The 18732-nt window shown below is 63.3% G+C and carries 21 protein-coding genes; 14 read left to right on the top strand and 7 right to left on the bottom strand.

Annotation, left to right across the window (positions count from 1 at the left end):
- Positions 1 to 25 precede the first annotated feature (25 nt).
- A complete protein-coding gene (locus BUQ73_RS02610; RefSeq protein WP_079226550.1) occupies positions 26 to 904 on the top strand; it encodes a LysR family transcriptional regulator in 879 nt (292 codons plus the stop codon).
- Positions 905 to 1027: 123 nt separating this feature from the next.
- Here BUQ73_RS02610 and BUQ73_RS02605 read toward each other — a convergent pair whose 3' ends face one another.
- Positions 1028 to 1483, bottom strand: a complete 456-nt coding sequence (locus BUQ73_RS02605; protein ID WP_079226549.1) for a flavodoxin — start codon at positions 1481 to 1483, stop codon at positions 1028 to 1030.
- Between the two features lie 104 nt (positions 1484 to 1587).
- On the opposite strand from BUQ73_RS02605, the gene BUQ73_RS02600 reads away from it, so the two are divergent.
- Both BUQ73_RS02600 and BUQ73_RS02595 read left to right on the top strand, forming a co-directional pair.
- Positions 1588 to 2016, top strand: coding sequence for a PAS domain S-box protein (locus BUQ73_RS02600; protein WP_079226548.1), 429 nt, complete (start codon positions 1588 to 1590; stop codon positions 2014 to 2016).
- A gap of 60 nt (positions 2017 to 2076) precedes the next feature.
- Complete coding sequence (locus BUQ73_RS02595; protein WP_079226547.1) at positions 2077 to 2697, top strand: hypothetical protein; 621 nt, start codon at positions 2077 to 2079, stop codon at positions 2695 to 2697.
- Here the strand turns inward: BUQ73_RS02595 and BUQ73_RS02590 are convergent.
- A complete protein-coding gene (locus tag BUQ73_RS02590) occupies positions 2682 to 3614 on the bottom strand; it encodes a MerR family transcriptional regulator (protein ID WP_079226546.1) in 933 nt (310 codons plus the stop codon). The genes BUQ73_RS02595 and BUQ73_RS02590 overlap by 16 nt on opposite strands.
- A gap of 207 nt (positions 3615 to 3821) precedes the next feature.
- On the opposite strand from BUQ73_RS02590, the gene BUQ73_RS02585 reads away from it, so the two are divergent.
- From BUQ73_RS02585 to BUQ73_RS02570, 4 genes are all read left to right on the top strand, one after another.
- A complete protein-coding gene (locus BUQ73_RS02585) occupies positions 3822 to 4382 on the top strand; it encodes an antibiotic biosynthesis monooxygenase (RefSeq protein WP_079226545.1) in 561 nt (186 codons plus the stop codon).
- A 76-nt stretch (positions 4383 to 4458) separates the two neighbouring features.
- Positions 4459 to 5151: a dihydromonapterin reductase gene (gene folM / locus BUQ73_RS02580; protein WP_079226544.1), complete on the top strand. Its 693-nt coding sequence runs from the start codon at positions 4459 to 4461 to the stop codon at positions 5149 to 5151.
- A 9-nt stretch (positions 5152 to 5160) separates the two neighbouring features.
- Positions 5161 to 5457: a DUF1244 domain-containing protein gene (locus tag BUQ73_RS02575; protein WP_079226543.1), complete on the top strand. Its 297-nt coding sequence runs from the start codon at positions 5161 to 5163 to the stop codon at positions 5455 to 5457.
- Positions 5450 to 5791 (top strand): HopJ type III effector protein, encoded by a 342-nt coding sequence (locus BUQ73_RS02570; protein WP_079226542.1) that lies wholly within the window; start codon positions 5450 to 5452, stop codon positions 5789 to 5791. Before BUQ73_RS02575 ends, BUQ73_RS02570 begins: the two co-directional genes overlap by 8 nt.
- Positions 5792 to 5907: 116 nt before the next feature.
- Here BUQ73_RS02570 and BUQ73_RS02565 read toward each other — a convergent pair whose 3' ends face one another.
- The 3 genes from BUQ73_RS02565 to BUQ73_RS02555 form a co-directional block, all read right to left on the bottom strand.
- On the bottom strand, positions 5908 to 6816 hold the full coding sequence (locus BUQ73_RS02565) for an alpha/beta fold hydrolase (protein WP_079226541.1): 909 nt from the start codon (positions 6814 to 6816) through the stop codon (positions 5908 to 5910).
- A gap of 167 nt (positions 6817 to 6983) precedes the next feature.
- Entirely contained in the window at positions 6984 to 8195 is a 1212-nt protein-coding gene (fabV, locus tag BUQ73_RS02560) for an enoyl-ACP reductase FabV (RefSeq protein WP_079226540.1), read from the bottom strand.
- A gap of 247 nt (positions 8196 to 8442) precedes the next feature.
- Positions 8443 to 9306 carry a LysR substrate-binding domain-containing protein gene (locus BUQ73_RS02555; protein WP_079226539.1) on the bottom strand — a complete coding sequence of 288 codons (864 nt, stop codon included), beginning with the start codon at positions 9304 to 9306 and terminating at the stop codon, positions 8443 to 8445.
- A gap of 135 nt (positions 9307 to 9441) precedes the next feature.
- On the opposite strand from BUQ73_RS02555, the gene BUQ73_RS02550 reads away from it, so the two are divergent.
- From BUQ73_RS02550 to BUQ73_RS02530, 6 genes are all read left to right on the top strand, one after another.
- Positions 9442 to 10482, top strand: a complete 1041-nt coding sequence (locus BUQ73_RS02550; protein WP_079226538.1) for an agmatine deiminase family protein — start codon at positions 9442 to 9444, stop codon at positions 10480 to 10482.
- A complete protein-coding gene (gene aguB / locus BUQ73_RS02545) occupies positions 10479 to 11375 on the top strand; it encodes an N-carbamoylputrescine amidase (protein WP_079226537.1) in 897 nt (298 codons plus the stop codon). The genes BUQ73_RS02550 and aguB overlap by 4 nt, the downstream gene beginning before the upstream one ends.
- Before the next feature lie 2 nt (positions 11376 to 11377).
- Complete coding sequence (locus tag BUQ73_RS02540; protein ID WP_079226536.1) at positions 11378 to 12463, top strand: extracellular solute-binding protein; 1086 nt, start codon at positions 11378 to 11380, stop codon at positions 12461 to 12463.
- Positions 12464 to 12466: 3 nt separating this feature from the next.
- Complete coding sequence (locus BUQ73_RS02535) at positions 12467 to 13576, top strand: agmatine deiminase family protein (protein ID WP_079226535.1); 1110 nt, start codon at positions 12467 to 12469, stop codon at positions 13574 to 13576.
- A 167-nt stretch (positions 13577 to 13743) separates the two neighbouring features.
- Positions 13744 to 14016, top strand: a complete 273-nt coding sequence (locus BUQ73_RS27800; RefSeq protein ID WP_152031499.1) for a hypothetical protein — start codon at positions 13744 to 13746, stop codon at positions 14014 to 14016.
- The gene (locus tag BUQ73_RS02530) at positions 14013 to 15191 is read left to right on the top strand and encodes an acetyl-CoA C-acetyltransferase (protein WP_079226534.1); all 1179 of its coding nucleotides are present in this window, start codon (positions 14013 to 14015) and stop codon (positions 15189 to 15191) included. The genes BUQ73_RS27800 and BUQ73_RS02530 overlap by 4 nt, the downstream gene beginning before the upstream one ends.
- Before the next feature lie 21 nt (positions 15192 to 15212).
- Here the strand turns inward: BUQ73_RS02530 and BUQ73_RS02525 are convergent, their stop codons facing one another.
- Positions 15213 to 16064, bottom strand: coding sequence for a 5-methyltetrahydropteroyltriglutamate--homocysteine methyltransferase (locus tag BUQ73_RS02525; RefSeq protein WP_079226533.1), 852 nt, complete (start codon positions 16062 to 16064; stop codon positions 15213 to 15215).
- A gap of 229 nt (positions 16065 to 16293) precedes the next feature.
- Here BUQ73_RS02525 and BUQ73_RS02520 point away from each other — a divergent pair, with 229 nt between their 5' ends.
- Positions 16294 to 17781, top strand: a complete 1488-nt coding sequence (locus BUQ73_RS02520; protein WP_079226532.1) for a methylenetetrahydrofolate reductase C-terminal domain-containing protein — start codon at positions 16294 to 16296, stop codon at positions 17779 to 17781.
- On the opposite strand, the gene yjiA is transcribed toward BUQ73_RS02520, so the two are convergent.
- Positions 17741 to 18718: a GTPase gene (gene yjiA / locus BUQ73_RS02515; protein WP_079230469.1), complete on the bottom strand. Its 978-nt coding sequence runs from the start codon at positions 18716 to 18718 to the stop codon at positions 17741 to 17743. The two genes, BUQ73_RS02520 and yjiA, sit on opposite strands and share 41 nt — an antisense overlap.
- Positions 18719 to 18732: the final 14 nt, after the last annotated feature.

Below are 18732 nucleotides of genomic sequence, written 5' to 3'. Positions count from 1 at the left end.
GCCATTCCACAATGGAATCGTCACCATGGAATTCAAACAACTGCGCAGCTTCATCGAAGTGGTCCATCGCGGCGGCTTTACCCAAGCCGCGCAGACCCTGCATATCAGCCAGTCCGCCGTGAGCAAGCAGGTCGCCCAGCTGGAGCAAGATGTGGGCCAGCCGCTGCTCGAGCGCCAGGCCTCGCAGCTGCATCTGACCGCGGCCGGGCGCATCGTGCTGGAGCGCGGCGAGGCGCTGCTGCGCCAACGCCAGGAACTGCTGAGTGAGCTCGACGACCTCAGCCAGATGGCTCGCGGCGAGCTGCGCCTGGGCTTGCCAATGCTCGGCAGCGATACCTTGTTCGCCAAGTTGTTCGCCGAATACCGCAGGCGTCATCCGAACATCGATATTCAGCTGCTTGAGGGCGGCAGCCGAAGTGTCGAGCAGGCGGTGAGAAACGGCGAGCTGGAGCTGGGCGGCAGCCTCACACCCAGCGACCCGGCGTTCGAGTACCAGCCGTTCTGCAATGAGCCGCTGGATGCCCTGCTGCCCGCTGGGCACGCGCTGGCTAACCTGGACCAGGTCAACCTGAAGCTGCTGGCGGATACACCCTTCCTGCTGTACCAACGCAGCTTCGTGCTCAACGACCGCTTGCTCAAGGCTTGCCAGCAGCAGGGCTTTACCCCGAAAGAAGGTGGCCGCAGTGGCCAGGCGGACTTCCTGGTGGCGCTGGTCGCAGCCGGCCAGGGCGTGGTGCTGCTGCCCCGTGTGGTGGCAAAAGCGCTGGAGCGCCCTGGGGTGGTGCGACTACCGCTGAAGGCACCGGCGTATCTACGCTGGGATATTGCCTTCATCTGGCGGCGTGGAGCCTATCTGTCGCGAGCGGCGCAGGCCTGGCTCGAATTGCTGCGGGAGATGAACTGACCTGTACCGGCCTCTTCGCGGGCAAGCCCGCTCCCACAGGTATATCACCGCCCTCAAGTCAGTGATGCCCCTGTGGGAGCGGGCTTGCCTGCGAAGAGGCCGGTAAAGGCCAAAGGAATCGCCTCAGGCTTTCAGTGCTTGAGCGAGCTCCGCCAACCACGGTTCTGCATCCGCCTCCGGGGTCACTGTTTCGCTGGCATCGAGCTTCAGCATCGGCAGCACTTCCCGCACGCCCAGCTCGGCAAACAGTTCGCGCATCTGCTCGCCACCGCCACAGTAGGTATCGCCATAGCTCGAATCCCCCAGGGCGATCACCGCACCCGGCAACCCGCGCCAGGCCGCTGGCAAGGTGTCGCGAATGCTGCTGTACAGCGGCATCAGGTTATCCGGCAGCTCACCCATGCCAGTGGTCGAAGTCACCGCAAGCAAGGCTTGTGGGGCAAAACCTTCCAGATCCTGCTGGGTAGCACGGGCGGCGTGCCAGGCTTCAAAACCGGCAGCCTTGAGCAAAGACTCGGCATGACGGGCGACTTCTTCGGCGGTGCCGTACACCGAGCCGGAAATAATGGCGACTTTCATCGGGAAGAGGATTCCGAAACTGAGTGAAAACGTAGGATACTAGCATTCAGCGCTGGCAAAAGGCCGCCTCTACCAAAGTCCCCTTCATTACCCATGGTCCGGACATGATCAACGCGCAGCTGTTGCAATCAATGGTCGACGCATCCAACGACGGGATCGTGGTCGCCGAACAGGAAGGCGACGACACCATCCTGATCTACGTGAATGCGGCCTTCGAACGCCTGACCGGCTTCAGCCGCGATGAAATCCTCTATCAGGATTGCCGCTTCCTGCAGGCCGATGATCGCGATCAGCTTGGCCGGGCACGCATTCGCAAGGCCCTGTCCGAAGGCCGCCCCTGCCGCGAAGTGCTGCGCAACTACCGCAAGGATGGCAGCGCGTTCTGGAACGAACTGTCGATTACCCCGGTGAAGCACGATGCCGATCAGCGCACCTACTTCATCGGTATTCAGAAAGATGTCAGCCGCCAGGTCGAACTTGAGCGCGAGCTGGCAGAAATGCACGCTCGTCGGAATCCCGACGAACGCACCTGAACCAAGCGCCTTGAGCACGGTCAATTCCCGTTGAAGAAATCGTCATCACCGAGTTCGATCATGCAAGCAGACGCGCTCCTGACTCAGGACGAACTGGATTTCATCCAGGACATGCAGCATTCCCCGCAGTTGAACCTGGCCGACCCCATGTCGAGCCTGCTGGTCAATGGCGACCGCCGTATCCAGTCCCTGCTTGCCCGCCTGGTGGCCAATGAGCAGGTAACGCTGCAGGCACAGTTCAACAACCAGCAGATCAGCTTCCCGCTGCAGCTGGTGGAAGACGAGTTCCATGCCGTACACCTGCAGATCGGCTCACCGGAAATCTACGAAGACGACGGCCCGATGCTGCGCCCTTGGCGTTTGTCGATGGAGCAGCCCAGCGCACTGCTGGATGCCCAGGGCAAGTCCAGCGGCTTGCTGGTCAGGGAGATTTCGTTCAAGGGAGCGTTACTTGAAGTGCGCGGCCTGGCCAAGGCCCCTTCGCGTTTCGACCTGCATTTCGCCCCAGACGGCATCAGCCCTATCGGCCTTCACGGCCGGCTACGTCGGCGTATTGGCCCGGACCTGGCCGCCTACGATCTGAGCCGCAGCCACACAGGCGAAATCGACCGGCTGCGTGAGTACATCCTCCAGGCCCATCGCCAGGCACACCCAGAGCTGCACGATCAGGTATCGAGCTGACCGGCAAAGTACTGGCGCAAGCGCCGCCGCATCAGCTCAAACTCCGCACCAAGGCATGCCACCGGGCTCCCCGCCAAGCCATCCTGGGCACCTTCAGCTGCTTCGCCGGCCAGCAGCAACGGGCACTGCAGCCCTGTCGCCAGGCGCATCAGGCGCTTGCCCAGCCCGACGCTCGCTGGGTGATTGGAAAACAGCACCAGTGCATCCGGCCGGAGCCGCTCACACACCAGCGGCAATTCATCCAACACCTGCCCTGGCATGAGCAAGTGCACGCCAACCTCATCGCTGGCCAATAGCAAGCCGGTCACCAGCAGGTCCAGTTCCAGACATGGCCCGGGCAATGGCGCCAGCAACACATTGTGGCCTCGCGGCAGACGAGCAAGTTGCAAGCGAGCGAACACCCGGCCACGCAAAAACTGGTCGAGGAACAGCCACTCGCTGGCCAGGCCAAATGCCCCCTGCCCCGCCGCCAGGTCATGCCAGACGGGCATGAACACTTCAGTGAATACCTGGTTCTGGTTGAGTGCCGCAAACACCTGGTCGAACAGGCTATCCAGGGCCATGGCATCGAAACGATGCACCGCCTCGCGCACCTGGGCTTGCCAACGTGCCGCACAGTCAGCCAAAACCACACCGTGGGCAAGCATCTGGCCACGGGCCAGGATGCTGCCGACCTTGCTCACGGCCACGCCGCGCTCAAGCCAACCGAGAATGCGTCGGATATCGTCGATGTCTGTCTGGGAATACAGCCGGTGACCGCTGTCGGTGCGCGTGGGCTGGATCAGCCCATAGCGGCGCTCCCAGGCACGCAAGGTCACGGCGTTGACACCAGTCAGGCGGGAAACTTCACGAATCGGGAACAAGTCCTGTTCTTGCAGCCTTGCCTCGATGTCCGAGGTACGTCCTTGTTTGTTCATCTGCACTGCGTAACCTGTGTGCGGAAGTTGAACGGGCATTCTACTACGACACTATAGGCCGCAAGCCAGCAACCGTTTGCGAACAACTGTTAATGCAGCATGATGCTTCGCGCCCGATTCTTGCATGCCATTTTGCGTTGCCCACCACCCCGGGCCACGCAGACAAGGGGCAGGCTACCCGCCAGCCCCGTCGCCAGGAGATACACGATGTCTACCCCACCCGTCACCTTGATGGTGTCGCGCCGCGCCGCCCATGGCCGCTACCAGGACCTTCTGGCCTGGCTGCACGAAGGCGAACAGCTGGCCACCGACTTCCCCGGCTATCTCGGCTCGGGCATCCTCGCCCCGCCCCGCGACAGCGACGAGTTCCAGATCATTTTCCGCTTCAGCGACGAGCCCACCCTGCATGCCTGGGAGCACTCCGCCTCGCGGCGGGCCTGGCTGGCTCGCGGAAACGGCCTGTTCGAACGCCCCAAAGAGAGGCGCGTCAGCGGTATTGATGACTGGTTTGGCACCAATACGGTGCAAAAGCCTCCACGCTGGAAGCAGGCAGTGGCGATCTGGCTGGCCTTCTTCCCGGTCTCGCTACTGTTCAACGTCTTGTTCGGGCATTGGCTTGGCACACTCGAGCTGCTGCCCCGTGTGATGCTCAGCACGCTGGCCCTGACGCCTGTCATGGTCTACTTCTTCATCCCCCTGTCCACACGCCTGCTGGCCAACTGGCTGCACGCCACGCCATCCGCCAGCCCAGCACTGCGCAGCCGCTGAGGCGAGGTCATACAAGCGAGATCAGTTCGGGTATGCTGGGCGGCAACGACAGGACAGACAAGTTGACCGCCCGCACATGAACAGCCCAATTCTCGTCACCGGCGCCAGCCAGCGCGTCGGGCTGGCCCTGGCCCTCGAGCTGGCACAGGCCGGCCATACGGTGATCAGTGCCAGCCGCAGCCTTCAGCCGCAGTCCGCGCACCCGAACATCGTGCAGTTCCAGGCCGACCTCTGCCTCAGGGCCGACCGTGAAGCATTGATCGACCACCTGCAGCGCAACTACGACGGCCTGCGTGCGATCATCCACAACGCCTCGCTGTGGCTCGACGACGACCTCGACAACCTCGAGACCATGTTCCGCCTGCACGTCGAAGCGCCGTACCACCTCAACCTGGCCCTGGGCGAGCTGTTGAACAAGGTCGACAAGGCCGACATCATCCACATTTGCGACGAAACATCCTCGCGCGGCAGCAAAGGCCACATCGGCTACGCCGCGACCAAGGCCGCGCTGCAGAACATGGTGCTGTCGTTCGCCGAAAAGTACGCGCCCAAGGTGCACGTCAACGGTATCCTGCCGGGCCTGCTGATCCTCAAGGAAGGCGGTGACGAGGCTTACCGCCAGCAGACCCTGAAAAAGGCCCTGCTGGAGTTCGAACCCGGCGCCGGGCCACTGATCGAGACGGTGAAGTACCTGCTCGCCAGCCAGTACAGCACCGGCAGCCAGGTGGTCATCAACGGTGGCCGCCACCTGAAGAACCGCATCATCTGAGAGACTGCCATGACTGAGCAACAACAGCTCGAACTCGAAGCCGCCGCGTTCCGGCGCCTGGTCGAACATCTGCAGAAACGCACCGACGTGCAGAATATCGACCTGATGAACCTCTCCGGCTTCTGCCGCAACTGCCTGTCCAAGTGGTACAAGGCCGCCGCCGACGAGCGCCAGGTCGACATCAGCCTGGATGACGCCCGCGAAGCGGTGTATGGCATGCCTTACGCCGAGTGGAAAGCCCAATATCAGAAAGAAGCCAGCGCCGAGCAGCAAGCGGCGTTTGAACAAGGAAAATCTCGTGACTGATCTGAACACCCTGCGCAGCAGCCTGGCCAGCGGCCAACACGTCTTCGCCGATACCCTGGCGTTCATCGCCGGCAACTACAGCTACCAGCCCCAGGCCTTCAACAACGGCGGCGTGGAGAATGCCGCCGGGCAGAACGAAGGTTCGTGCAAGACCCTGGGCTTGGCCCTGCTGGAAGGCCTGAGCGACCAGGAAGCGCTGCTGGCCTTCGGCGAGCATTACCGCGATGTGCTGGCCACGCCTGAGGGCAGTGACCATGGCAATATCCGTGCACTGATCAAGCACGGGCTGGCCGGTGTGAAATTCACAGAGCTGCCGCTTTCGCGCAAGGCTTGAGATTGCCGGGGCCGCTGTGCGGCCCTTTCGCGACACAAGGCCGCTCCTACAGGGAACGCGCTCTTCTGTAGGAGCGGCCTTGTGTCGCGAAAGGGCTGTGAAGCAGCCCCAGAATTTCAACGGATAGTTGTCCCCGGCACTCCGTCTGCCAGCCCGCCCTCCTGCAACCACTGCAACGCAATCGGCCACAGGCTTTCGCGGAAGCGATCATGGAAGAACGCGAAATGGCCAATCTCGCTGACCGAGATATCCACAGGTGCGATGCGCAGATGCCGCCGCTGCGCCGCAGGCAGATACCCTAGCAAACGCTCGGTCGCCGCCACCGTGCCAAACGGGTCGTCCGTCAGGCTGATAGCCAAGGTCGCAGCCCGTACCTGGGCAAAAGGCAGTGTCGCCAGGCCGCGCCCGCTCGGGCGCTGTTCATAAAGCGGCGTACGCGTGGTCCAGTCGTGCACCACACCGGCCGGGGTGTCTTCCAGCCAACCAAGGCGCTTGCCGGGGAAGTAGCCGAAGGCACGGGTCAGCAGCGGCATCACCACATGCCATTTGCCAAATAGCCGCCAGCGCTGGTCTGCGGCATAGTCGCGCCAGTAGGCAAACTGTGCACCGACCATCACCACCCGCCGCACCTGCCCCGCCGAGGGGGCCAGCCCCACGGCGCAGCCACCGAAACTGTGGCCCACAACATCTACCGGCTGGCCGGGGAAATGCGCAGCGGCGTGCGCCAGCATGGCCTCGAAGTCCAGCCGCCCCCAGTCACTCCAGGAAGCCTGGAAGCCACGCAGCGACGCCGGGCGCGATTCGCCTATGCCACGGTAATCGTAGGTGAGCACGTCGCAACCTTGGGCAAACAGGTAGTCGGCAAAGCGTGAGTAGTAGCGACAGCGTACCGAAGTGGCCGCATTGATGATCACCAACGGGCGTTGAGGATCAGGCTGGGCGTGGCGCCAGCAGAAGCCGCCGAGGCTGTAGCCATCGGCCGTGGCCTGGCGAAAGGCGGTGGCGGGTTGGGTGAGGCTGCTCATGGCGCGCTTTCCTGTTGTTGTGCGCCAAAACTAGCAAAAATTTCCGGGCTGTACCGGCCCTTTCGCGGGCAAGCCCGCCCCCACAGGGATCTCATCAAGCCTGAGGCTGGTGGAGAACCTGTGGGAGCGGGCTTGCCCGCAAAGAGGCCGGTACAGGCCGGCAGCGATTACAGCTCGATGCAGTCGAACTTCACATCGGTCGCCACGTCTTCGTCATAGTTGACGTCAGCGCGCTCGAAGCCGAACAGGTTGAGGAACTGCTTCTTGTAACCGGCGTAGTCGGTCAGCTCGAACAGGTTCTCGGTGGTCACGGTTGGCCACAGTGCCTTGCAAGCGCCCTGCACATCTTCGCGCAGTTCCCAGTCGTCCAGGCGCAGGCGGCCTTTCTCGTCCACTTCGGCAGGCTTGCCATCGGCACGGAACATACGCTCGCGGAACATGCGGTCGAGCTGGTCCTGGGTGCCTTCATGAACGCCCTTTTCCTGCATGATCTTGAAGACCATCGACAGGTACAGCGGCATCACCGGGATGGCCGAGCTGGCCTGGGTGACCACCGACTTCAGCACGGCCACATTGGCGCCGCCCTTCACTTCACCGGCCAGCTTCTCGTTCAGGCGCAGTGCAGTCTGGTCCAGGTCCTGCTTGGCCTGGCCCAGGGCGCCGTGCCAGTAGATTGGCCAGGTGATATCGCTGCCGATGTAGCTGAAGGCCACGGTGCGCGCGCCTTCGGCCAGCACGTCGGCGCCAGCCAGGGCGTCGATCCACAGCTGCCAGTCCTGACCACCCATGACAGTGACGGTGTCGGCGATTTCCTGCTCGGTGGCCGGCTCGATGCTGGCCTCGATGATGGTGTCCTTGTTGGTGTCGATGGCGGTCGACTTGTACGGCTCACCGATCGGTTTCAGCGCGGAGCGGATCACTTCACCGGTCTGCGGCAGCTTGCGCACAGGCGAAGCCAGCGAGTAGATGACCAGGTCGACCTTGCCGCCCATTTCGTTCTTGATCAGCTCGATGACCTTGGCGCGGGCTTCGTCGGAGAAGGCGTCACCGTTGATCGACTTGCTGTACAGGCCCTCGGCCTTGGCGAACTTGTCGAATGCGGCGGAGTTGTACCAGCCGGCGGTGCCGGCCTTGGTCTCGGTGCCTGGCTTTTCGAAGAACACGCCCAGGGTATCGGCCTTGAAGCCGAAGGCAGCGGTGATGCGGGCTGCCAGGCCGTAGCCGCTGGAAGCGCCGATGACCAGGACCTTCTTCGGGCCATCCTCGCGCACGCCCAGCTTGCGGGTGGCTTCGATCTGGTCACGGACGTTGAGCTCGCAGCCCTTCGGGTGAGTCGTGGTGCAGATGAAACCGCGAACCTTAGGATGAATGATGGCCAATGTCTGTACCTCGTCAGGTTTATGCCGGGGAAGCGCCACAAGGGCGATTCCGATTGATCAGAGGGTGAGACTACCCCCGCAGGTTATCCGACACATATTAAGGGCTGAACCCAGGGATTCAAAACCAGAGTTCGGCTGTACCGGCCTCTTCGCGGGCCAGCCCGATCCCACAGGGTTCTCATCAAGCCTGAGCCTGGTGCAGAACCTGCAGGAGCGGGCTTGCCCGCGAAGAGCCCGGTACAGGCTGTCATGTATCCGCAGCCAAAACCCCTTTCAACCACCCCAGAAACTGCCGGGCCAGCGGATCATCCTGGCTGTCCCGGTGCACCAGACAAGCCCACACCGGCCCTCGCACTCGCTGTACAGACAGTGCCTGCAGACGCCCCTCTCCCACCGCCCGCTGCGCCAGCAACTGGCTGACCAGGGCAACGCCCAGCCCCTCGCTCGCGGCATCCAGCAACAGCCCTGGGTCGGAAAAATTCAGCCCCTTGCCCTGCTGCCCCACATCCTCGCCGCCTTCCAGCTGCCAGTGGCTCCAGTCCATTTCGCGCTCGCCATGCAAGGTGGTGCGCTGTTGCACTGGGTGCTGCAGCAACGAAGGATGGCAGGCGGGATACAGCGTGTCCTGGTGGAGCACGGTAAAGCTGCACTCGGCCTGGGCACTGAGGTCGTCACGAATGGCCAGGTCAATGGTTTCGCTGGCCATGTCCGGCACCTCGAAACTGGTGAACAGCCACAGATCGACCTGCGGGCAGCGCTGATGAAAATCGGCCAGGCGCGGCAGCAACCAGTGCCGGGCGAAGGCCGGACTGGTGTTGACCACCAGTTGATTCGGCTTGCGGTACTGGTCCAGGCGACGAATGCCGACTGCCAGATGCTGCAGCAGCGATTGGGTGGTGCTGAGCAGATCATGCCCGGCATCGGTCAGGCTGACGCTGCGGCCACTGCGGTGGAACAGCGGCTGTTCCAGGTAGGTTTCCAGGCTGCGGATCTGCTGGCTGATCGCCGACTGGGTGAGGTTCAGGGCCTCGGCGGCCTTGTGGAAACTGCCAAGCCGTGCGGCGGCTTCAAAGCCCCTCAGGGCATTGAGCGGTGGCCAGTGTTTGAGCATGATCGATAAGCCCTGCTAATCAGATATCGACTAAATCTATCGTTTGTCGCCACCCCTTCATAGCCATAGCATGGACACCAACACCCGCGACGGCGGGCTTCGTTGATAAAAATCCTTAATAGATCGGAGTTCACTATGCACCTGTCCCTCGACAGCGGCTGGCGTATGCCTGCCGAATGGGCCCGCCACGCGGCGACCTGGATGGTCTGGCCTCACAACCAGGCACTGTGGGAAAGCGGCTGGCGCGTCAGCCTGGCCGATGTGCAGCGCGACTATGCCCGCGTGGCAGCTGCCATCGCCCGCTTCGAGCCGGTAAAGATGGTCGTCGATCCATCGGCCCTGCAAAGCGCCCGCGCCCTGTGCGGCGCCAACATCGAACTGATCGAGCTGGCCGTGGACGACAGCTGGTGCCGAGATAGCGGCCCGAGCTTCATCAGCCACCCGCAGCACGGCCTGGCCGGGCTGAGCTGGCGCTTCAATGCCTGGGGCGGTAAATCGCAACACAGCCAGGACCGCAGCCTCGGCCGACGCATCCTCGACCGGCTGGGCGTGGACGGTTTCAGCACCCCGTTGTGCAACGAAGGTGGCGCCATTCATGTCGATGGCGAAGGCACGCTGATCACCACCGAATCGGTGCTGCTCAACGCCAACCGCAACCCAGGTATCGACAAGGCAGAATTCGAAGCCTGCTTCGCCCGCTACCTGGGCATCAGCAAGACCATCTGGCTGCCCGGCGACCCGCAGTACGTCACAGGCGACATGACCGACGGCCATGTCGACGGCGTGTGCGCCTTCGCCCGCCCGGGTGTGCTGTTGGTCGATGCCACCCATGAGCACGGCTCGGTCTATGCCGAAGTCGTCCGGGAAAACCGCCGCGCGCTGGAACTCGCCACCGACGCCCAAGGCCGGCATTTCGAACTGCTCGACCTGTTCGAGGCCAGCGCCGCAGTCGATCAGGACGCTGAAGTGTTCTGCGCTTCCTACACCAACTTCTACATCGCCAACGGCGCGATCATCATGCCGGCCTACGGCATCGCCGCCGACCAGGACGCCGCCGATCAACTCGCCCATGCCTTCCCGGGGCGCGAAATCGTGCCCGTGCGTATCGATGCCATCGCCCACGGTGGCGGCGGCATCCATTGCATTACCCAGCAGCAGCCGGAGGTCCAGCCATGAGCCTGCTGCGGATCGCCACCACCCAGATGCCCTGCAGCTGGAACCTGCCAGACAACCTCGACCGCGCCGAGCAACTGGTGCGCCAGGCCGCCGCCGATGGCGCGCAGGTAATCCTGCTGCAAGAGCTGTTCGCCACGCCCTACTTCTGCATCGAGCAGGACCACAAGCACCAGGCGCTGGCCGAGCCCTACCCGGGCAGCCCGATCCTGCAACGCTTCGCCGCCTTGGCTGGCGAGCTGGGCGTGGTGTTGCCGCTGAGCTGGTACGAGCGCGCCGGCAATGCCTTCTTCAACTCGCTGACCGTGGCCGACGCCGATGGCCAACTGTTGGGCGTATATCGCAAAACCCATATCCCCAACGCCATCGGCTATCAGGAGAAGGAGTATTTCAGCCCAGGCGACACCGGTTTCAAAGTCTGGGACACCGCCTTTGGCCGCCTGGGCATCGGCATCTGCTGGGACCAGTGGTTTCCGGAAACGGCCCGCTGCCTGGCGCTGATGGGCGCCGAAGTGCTGTTGTTCCCCACCGCCATTGGCTCCGAGCCCGGCTGCGCCGAGCTGGACTCGCGCGACCATTGGCAGGTCGCCATGCGCGGTCATGCGGCCGCCAACCTGTTGCCCGTGGTGGCAGCCAACCGTGTCGGTGTGGAAGTCGCAGGCAGCGACCAAGCCCTGAGCATGCGTTTCTATGGCTCGTCGTTCATCTGCGACCACAAGGGCGCCATGCTCGCCGAAGCCGACCGCGACAACAGCGGCATCTGGCTGCACGACCTGGACCTGGCCCGCATGCGCGAAGACCGCCTGACCTGGGGCATCTACCGCGACCGCCGCCCAGAAATGTACGCGCCGTTGTTGACCCTGGACGGCAAACACCCACACATCCTGAGGGCCTGAGCATGAAACGCCACGTATTCGCCGCACTGGCCCTGGCCATCTGCGCCAGCCAGGCCCAGGCCGACCAACCCACCCTGCGCCTGTACAACTGGGCCGATTACTTCGCCGAGGACACCCTCAAGCAGTTCACCGCCGAAACCGGTATCCAGGTGATCTATGACGTGATGGACGGCAGCGAGGTGCTCGAAGCCAAGCTGATGTCCGGGCGAAGTGGTTATGACCTGGTGTTCCCCGGCGACACCGTGGCTGAACGGCTGATGCGTGCCGGCAGCCTGCAGCCACTGGACCGCAGCCGCCTTGAAGCACTCGACGATATCGAGCCCGGCCTGCGCAAGCTGCACGATCAATACCCCAAAGCCAGCCAGGCGACCGTGCCCTACACCTGGGGCACCATCGGCCTGACCGCGAATGCCGAGAAAGTCCGCCAGCGCATGCCCGATGCGCCGCTGGACAACCTCGACCTGCTGTTCAAACCGGAGCTGGCCGCCAAGTTCGCCGATTGTGGCATCTCGATCATCGACTCGCCTGACGAAGTGCTGGCCGTGGTGCTCAATTATCTGGGTCGCGAACCGCGCAGCGCCAAGCGTGAAGACCTGGCTGCCGCCAGCGAGCTGCTCAAGGCGGTGCGCCCGTACATCCGCAAGTTCCAGTCGCAACCGGTGACCGAGCTGGTCAACGAGAACCTGTGCCTGTCGCTGGGCTACAGCGGCGACGTGATCCAGGCCCAGCGCACCGCCGAAGCTGCCGGCAAGCACCTTGATTTCCAGTACCGCGTACCGCGCCAGGGCACCACGGTGTGGATGGACACCATGGCCATCCCCGCCGATGCCCAGCACCCGGAATACGCCTATCGTTTCATCAACTTCGTCATGCGCCCGGCGAACATGGCTGCCATCAGCAACTTCACCGGCTACCCCACGGCCAGCGCCAAGGCGCGTCAGGCAGTGGACCCGCGCATGCGCGACAACCCCGACATCTACCTCGACGAAGCCACTTACGCCCGGCTGATCCCGGGCCGCGACATTCCACAGGCCGACATGCGCGCGCGCATGCGCGTGTGGACCCGCTTCAAGACTGCACAGGACTGACCCATGCCAAGCCGTAGAACCTTTCTGCAACTGTCACTGGCCGCCGGCCTTGGGGCCGGCCTCGGCCTGCCACTGGGCCTGGCCCGCGCCGAGGAGCCCGGGCGCTGGTTCATGCCTGACGAAGGCGAGCCGCAGCAACGCGCGTTCATCGCCTTTGGTGCGCAGGATGCGATCTGGGAGGACTTCACCGCTGACGTGCAGGCCGCCCAGGGCCGTATCGCCCAGGCCATCGCCCGCTACCAGCCGCTGACGGTGTTCTGCCGCGCCAGCGAGCGTGAACTGGCAGAACGGCACTGTGGCAGCAGCAACATCCACTTCGTCACCTGCGACCTGGACGACATCTGGATGCGCGACATCAGCGCCAACTTCGTCGTCGACGATGACGGCGCCCTCGCAGCGGTGGACTTCAACTTCAACGGCTGGGGCAACAAGCAACGCCACCGCAACGACGCGCAGCTGGCCAAGCGCGTTGCCACCCTGGCCGGCGCCCGTTACCAGCGCAGCGAGCTGGTGGGCGAAGGTGGCGCCATCGAGGTGGACGGCCATGGCACCGGCATCATGACCGAGAGCAGCTGGATCAATGCCAACCGCAACCCGGGCTGGAGCAAGGCCGACGTCGAGGCCGAACTCAAGGCACGCCTGGGGCTGAGCAAGATCATCTGGCTGCCGGGCATTGCCGGGGAAGACATCACTGACGGGCATGTGGACTTCTATGCCCGCTTCGTGCGCCCGGGGGTAGTGATCGCCAACCTGGACAACGACCCGGACTCCTATGACCACGCGGTAACCCGCAAGCACCTGGAGATACTCAAGAAGGCCACCGATGCCGAAGGCAGGCGTTTGCAGGTGCATGTCGTCTCGCCGCCTCTGCGTGGGCGGCGCAACAGGTTCAGCCAGGGCAACAACGACTTCGCGGCAGGGTATATCAACTACTTCGTGATCAACGGCGCGATCATCGCACCGCAGTTCGGTGATGCGCAGGCCGATGAAAAGGCGCGGGCGTTGTTGGCCGTGTTGTATCCGGGGCGGGATATCGTGCAATTGGATATCGATGCGATTGCGGCCGGGGGTGGAGGGATTCATTGCGTCACCCACCAGTGCCCGGCTGTGTGAAGGCCGCCAGGTGCATGTCGACAGAAGTTCGGAGCCTGCGAGACCGAGCGCCGCCCGCGCGGCGCATCGCGGATAAATCCGCTCCTACATTTGTTGCAACGTGCCGAACCTGATAGGCCATGGTTGCCCGCCTTGGCGCATGACTCAAGTCAGGTGAAGCGGCATCAATGCCCACCTCAAAATCCCGTCATGCCAACAAGGCTGAAAACCATGGCCTGACAGGAAAGGCCACGTTGCAACAAATGTGGGAGCGGATTTATCCGCGATGCGCCGCGCGGGCGGCGCTCGATCTCGCAGGCGCCGAAGCACTTGCGACATGCACCTGGCAGCCCATTGATTGGCTTTTCACATCAATCAGAAAGAAAAACAAACTTAACAAATCAACCAAACCCGCCGATGCTGGCAGCACTACGCCCATTGCCCGGAGAACAACAACATGAACGACGTGGTCATCGTCGCCGCAACCCGTACCGCCATCGGCAGCTTCCAAGGTGCCCTGGCCACTGTGCCTGCCGTGGACCTCGGTGCGGCGGTGATCAAACAGCTGCTGGAGCAGACCCAGCTGGACCCGGCCCAGGTCGACGAAGTGATCCTCGGCCAGGTGCTCACCGCCGGTGCCGGGCAGAACCCTGCGCGCCAGGCTGCGATCAAGGCCGGCCTGCCCTACAGCGTGCCGGCACTGACCCTGAACAAAGTCTGCGGTTCGGGCCTGAAGGCACTGCATCTGGCAGCCCAGGCAATCCGCTGCGGTGACGCCGAGGTGGTGATCGCCGGTGGCCAGGAGAACATGAGCCTGGCCCCGTACGTGATGCCTTCGGCACGTACCGGCCAGCGCATGGGCCATGGCCAGCTGATCGATAGCATGATCAGCGATGGCCTGTGGGATGCCTTCAACGACTACCACATGGGCATCACCGCTGAAAACCTGGTAGACAAATATGGCCTCAGCCGCGAGCAGCAAGACGCCTTCGCCGCCGAGTCGCAGCGCAAGGCCGTGGCGGCGATCGAAGCAGGCCGCTTCAAGGATGAAATCACCCCGATCGTGATGCCGCAGAAAAAAGGCGAGCCAAAAGTCTTCGCCCGCGATGAACAACCACGCCCGGACACCACCGTCGAATCGCTGGCCAAGTTGCGCCCGGCCTTCAAGAAGGACGGCAGCGTCACTGCCGGCAACGCCTCCAGCCTCAACGACGGCGCCGCCGCAGTGCTGCTGATGAGCGCCAACAAGGCCCAGACCCTGGGGCTGCCTGTACTGGCAAAGATTGCCGCTTATGCCAGCGCGGGGGTGGACCCGGCGATCATGGGCATTGGCCCGGTGTCGGCGACCCAGCGCTGCCTGGACAAGGCCGGCTGGCAGCTGGCTGACCTTGACCTGATCGAGGCCAACGAGGCCTTTGCCGCGCAGGCACTGGCGGTGGGCAAGGCGCTGGAGTGGGATGCGAGCAAGGTCAACGTCAATGGCGGGGCAATTGCCCTGGGCCACCCGATTGGTGCTTCCGGGTGCCGGGTGCTGGTGACCTTGCTGCATGAAATGATCAAGCGGGATGCCCGCAAAGGGCTGGCCACCTTGTGCATTGGTGGTGGCCAGGGTGTCGCACTGGCGATAGAGCGTTGATGCGGCACTGACTGCGCAGCATCAGGCAGTGGCGCGTAACTCGTAAGTGGCCGCTTGATTGATGGCGCTGGCCAGCAGCACAACTTCCTGACATTTCTGCACGGCCTGTTCGACCGGGCTGTGCAGCAATGAGCAGGATGCAGCCACCCACAGCCGCTCCCCCAGGCGATCATGAGCGTCACGCAGCAGGTCCAGGGTCTTTTCCAGATCGCAAGACGAGGCGTTGTTGCCGTCAACCAGGCCCAGCGAAAGCACCTTGTACGCCGGCAGGCGGTCGAGGATGGTCGGGTACTGGTCGGGGGCCTGGACCAAGTCGATATGCAGGCCATCGACCGGCAGGTTGACGGCCAAGCCGAGGTTGCCCTCCAAACCACCGGAATAAATGGCGATCAGCTTCTTCAGCGGTGCACGCTGAAGGATGTTGTAAACGCGTTCGTAGGCGTTTTTCCAGTCCTGAGGCAGGTCCTGGGCCAGGATCGGCTCATCGATCTGTACCCATTCCACACCCAGGGCAGCCAGGCGGTTGAGGGCCTGGTCATACAGCGGCAGAAGGCGTTCCAGCAATTCCAGCTCGTCGAGGTCGCTGCCGTTTTTCTTACCCAGCCAAAGGTAGGTCAATGGGCCTATCACCACCGGCTTGACCGCATGGCCCAGGGCCTTTGCTTCCTTGACTTCTTCGAACAGCTGTTCCCAGTGTTGGGCAAACTGCTGGTCGTCAGTGCTGAGCGAATGCGGCGGCACTTGGTCGTACCAGGCAGAATCGCCGACCGGCAGCAGCTCGATGCCAGCGTCTTTCTGCATTTGCCAGTGGCGGGCACGCAGCTCGCGGTCGCGGCCGATACGGGGGAACCCCAGGTTGTGTGCCAGTGCCATGTCTTGTCCCTCAGAGTTCCGAAAAAGAGTACCGAAATGAATGGGGGAATTTTCCGACCAGTGAGCGCCTGAGACAAACTCATTAAATTTGAGATGAACTCAAGAAATACTCATGATGCCGATGAACCCGAATGTCTTGTTCAGAGCAGCAGCCTACGTATTCAGACATGAGCCCAACCGATAACCTGCCGCACAATGCCAACCTGAATACTCCAGGTGCCCTCGAGCCATGAGCCTGCTGAAAGCCGCGCTACGCGAAAAGCACTTCGTCTGCGTCATGGAATTCGTCCCCAAGCCCTCGGCGGAACGCTTCGCCGCGATGGAGGCGATCATGGCCCGCGGGCAATTGTGCGGCTGGCCCATGACCGTCGCCATCGGCGACCGCGTGGGCAGCCCGCTGGACATGTCGCCACTGGACGCCCTCGCCTCTTTCAGCACCCCGCTCCCCGCCCTGCCGCACTTCTCCGGCAAGGACCGCGAGCGTCACCATCTTCTGGCTCAGCTGCAGCGCATGGACGCTGCCGGCCACGATCAGTTGCTGCTGCTCACCGGCGACCGCCTGCCCGGCCACCAACCCGGTGAGCGCCCGGTGCGCTACCTGGAGTCGGTCGCCGCCTTGCTGATTGCGCGCCAGGCCTGCCCGCACTGGTTGCTCGGCGCGGCACTGAACCCGTTCAAGTACCACGAGGAAGAAGGCGGCGCACAGTACTTCAAGGCCGAAAAAAAGCTCGCCGCTGGCGCCGACTTCCTCACCCTGCAACTCGGCTTCGATGCCGGCAAACACCAGGAAGCCATCCTCTGGATGCAACGCCAGGCCTCGCCCAAACCGATGCTGGCCTGCCTGATGGGCCTGACCCATGGCCGCGCGACGATGCTCGAGCACGTGGCGGGGGTAACCGTGTCGCCCTCGATGTGCGACATGCTCGAAGCTGAAAGCAAGGTGTCCAAGGCCTTTGCCCAGGCGCGCAGCGTCGACCGCCTGGCCCTGCAGATCATCGGTGTAAAGCTGATGGGTTACGCGGGCGTGCACCTGTCGGGAATTCACGAGCTCAAGCAACTGCTTGCACTGGAGGAGCGTTTGCACCACTGGCAAGCGCAAATCCACTCACTGGAGCACTGGGCGCCCGCCTGGGCCGACAGCTGGCAGATGCCGGGCCTACCCATCGTCGCGTTCCATCCGCCACAGGGCAACTGGCGCCAGGGCGAATCGACAGTCAGTGCCTCAAGCAAGGAAAAAGTCCGCTATCACCTGCTGCACACCACTCATTCGCTGCTGTTCAGCCGTGCCAACTGGCTCAGCAAAACGTTCGGTTGGGCCGTGCGTCAGCCACTCTGGGCAACCAAGCGTGGAGCCCGCGTGCTGCACGGGCTGGAGCGGGCAGTCAAACGCCCTCTGGTAGGCTGCGACACCTGCGGCCGCTGCCGCCTGGAAGACACCCTGTACACCTGCCCGGAAACCTGCCCCAAAGGCCTGGCCAACGGCCCTTGCGGGGGCACGGCGCTGAACCGCTGCGAGTTTGGCGACCGTGAGTGCATTCACAGCGTCAAATACCGCACCGCCAAGGCCGTGCGGCAAACCGCTGTGCTCACCGAGCGACTGATCCCGTGCATCGAGGTCGAAACACGCCACCGCAGCTCATGGCCGCAGTGGTTCGAGGCCCAGTCGCCACGCCGGCTCAACCCGCAGCCAGCGCCTCGAACCCAGCCCGAATCTTAGCTTCGGGCAGTTCATCGGCAATGAACACCATCACGCTCTCGCGGTTCTCGCCTGCCGCCCATTCGGCGTCCCAGTCAAAGCCGTAGAGCTTGAGCACGCCCTGGAACACCAGGCGGCGGTCCTCGCCGGCAATGTTCAGCACGCCCTTGTAGCGCAGCAACTGCTTGCCATGCTCCTCCAGCAGTTCATTCATGAAGTCGCTGAGGCGGTCGATGTCCAGCGCGGTCTCGGTGCGCAGCACCAGGGTGGAAATCCGGTCCGGCGTGGCCGGCTTGAGCAGCGGACGCAGGCTCGGCTTGAGGTTGGCGCCCAGGTCCGGATTGAGGTTGAAGCCGCGCACATCGAGGAGCTCGGCCAGGTCGATGCGGCCATGCTCGACCACGCGGATGGCTGCCCGGCCATTGATCCGAGCCAGGCGCTCACGCAGGGCCTCCACCGCAGCTGGCTCGACCAGGTCCGTTTTGCTCAGCAGCAGGCGATCGGCAAAACCGACCTGGGCCTGGGCAATGGTCTGGGTCAGATGCACCTCGGCGTGGGCGGCATCGACCAAAGTGATGATGCCATCGAGGATGTAGCGGTCACGCAGTTCTTCGTCGACGAAAAAGGTCTGCGCAACGGGCGCCGGGTCGGCCAGGCCTGTGCATTCGATCACCAGGCGGTCGAAGGCGATCTCGCCGGCATCCAGGCGTTCGAGCAGCAGGTAAAGGGCACGGGTAAGGTCGCCATGGATGCTGCAGCACACGCAGCCATTGGCCAGGGTCATGACCTGTACCGGCTCATCGCCAAGCAGCTGGCTGTCGATACCGGCCTCGCTGAATTCATTCTCGATCACGGCGATCTTCAGCCCGTGCTCGGCCTTGAGCATGTGCTTGAGCAGCGTGGTCTTGCCTGCACCGAGGAATCCGGTGAGGACAGTAACGGGGATTGGCGTCTGCACGCAGAACATCTCCT

Origin of the sequence: Pseudomonas putida, from assembly GCF_002025705.1 — a bacterium.
GTDB classification, from domain to species: Bacteria; Pseudomonadota; Gammaproteobacteria; order Pseudomonadales; family Pseudomonadaceae; genus Aquipseudomonas; species Aquipseudomonas putida_J.
Note: the sequence above shows the minus strand (reverse complement) of the source record. Positions and strands in the feature narration are given on the sequence as shown.

Coding starts and splice junctions, on each gene's coding strand:
- BUQ73_RS02610 (WP_079226550.1), top strand. CDS start 26: ATGGAATTCAAACAACTGCGCAGCTTCATCGAAGTGGTCCATCGCGGC.
- BUQ73_RS02605 (WP_079226549.1), bottom strand. CDS start 1,483: ATGAAAGTCGCCATTATTTCCGGCTCGGTGTACGGCACCGCCGAAGAA.
- BUQ73_RS02600 (WP_079226548.1), top strand. CDS start 1,588: ATGATCAACGCGCAGCTGTTGCAATCAATGGTCGACGCATCCAACGAC.
- BUQ73_RS02595 (WP_079226547.1), top strand. CDS start 2,077: ATGCAAGCAGACGCGCTCCTGACTCAGGACGAACTGGATTTCATCCAG.
- BUQ73_RS02590 (WP_079226546.1), bottom strand. CDS start 3,614: ATGAACAAACAAGGACGTACCTCGGACATCGAGGCAAGGCTGCAAGAA.
- BUQ73_RS02585 (WP_079226545.1), top strand. CDS start 3,822: ATGTCTACCCCACCCGTCACCTTGATGGTGTCGCGCCGCGCCGCCCAT.
- folM (WP_079226544.1), top strand. CDS start 4,459: ATGAACAGCCCAATTCTCGTCACCGGCGCCAGCCAGCGCGTCGGGCTG.
- BUQ73_RS02575 (WP_079226543.1), top strand. CDS start 5,161: ATGACTGAGCAACAACAGCTCGAACTCGAAGCCGCCGCGTTCCGGCGC.
- BUQ73_RS02565 (WP_079226541.1), bottom strand. CDS start 6,816: ATGAGCAGCCTCACCCAACCCGCCACCGCCTTTCGCCAGGCCACGGCC.
- BUQ73_RS02555 (WP_079226539.1), bottom strand. CDS start 9,306: ATGCTCAAACACTGGCCACCGCTCAATGCCCTGAGGGGCTTTGAAGCC.
- BUQ73_RS02550 (WP_079226538.1), top strand. CDS start 9,442: ATGCACCTGTCCCTCGACAGCGGCTGGCGTATGCCTGCCGAATGGGCC.
- aguB (WP_079226537.1), top strand. CDS start 10,479: ATGAGCCTGCTGCGGATCGCCACCACCCAGATGCCCTGCAGCTGGAAC.
- BUQ73_RS02540 (WP_079226536.1), top strand. CDS start 11,378: ATGAAACGCCACGTATTCGCCGCACTGGCCCTGGCCATCTGCGCCAGC.
- BUQ73_RS02535 (WP_079226535.1), top strand. CDS start 12,467: ATGCCAAGCCGTAGAACCTTTCTGCAACTGTCACTGGCCGCCGGCCTT.
- BUQ73_RS27800 (WP_152031499.1), top strand. CDS start 13,744: ATGCCCACCTCAAAATCCCGTCATGCCAACAAGGCTGAAAACCATGGC.
- BUQ73_RS02530 (WP_079226534.1), top strand. CDS start 14,013: ATGAACGACGTGGTCATCGTCGCCGCAACCCGTACCGCCATCGGCAGC.
- BUQ73_RS02525 (WP_079226533.1), bottom strand. CDS start 16,064: ATGGCACTGGCACACAACCTGGGGTTCCCCCGTATCGGCCGCGACCGC.
- BUQ73_RS02520 (WP_079226532.1), top strand. CDS start 16,294: ATGAGCCTGCTGAAAGCCGCGCTACGCGAAAAGCACTTCGTCTGCGTC.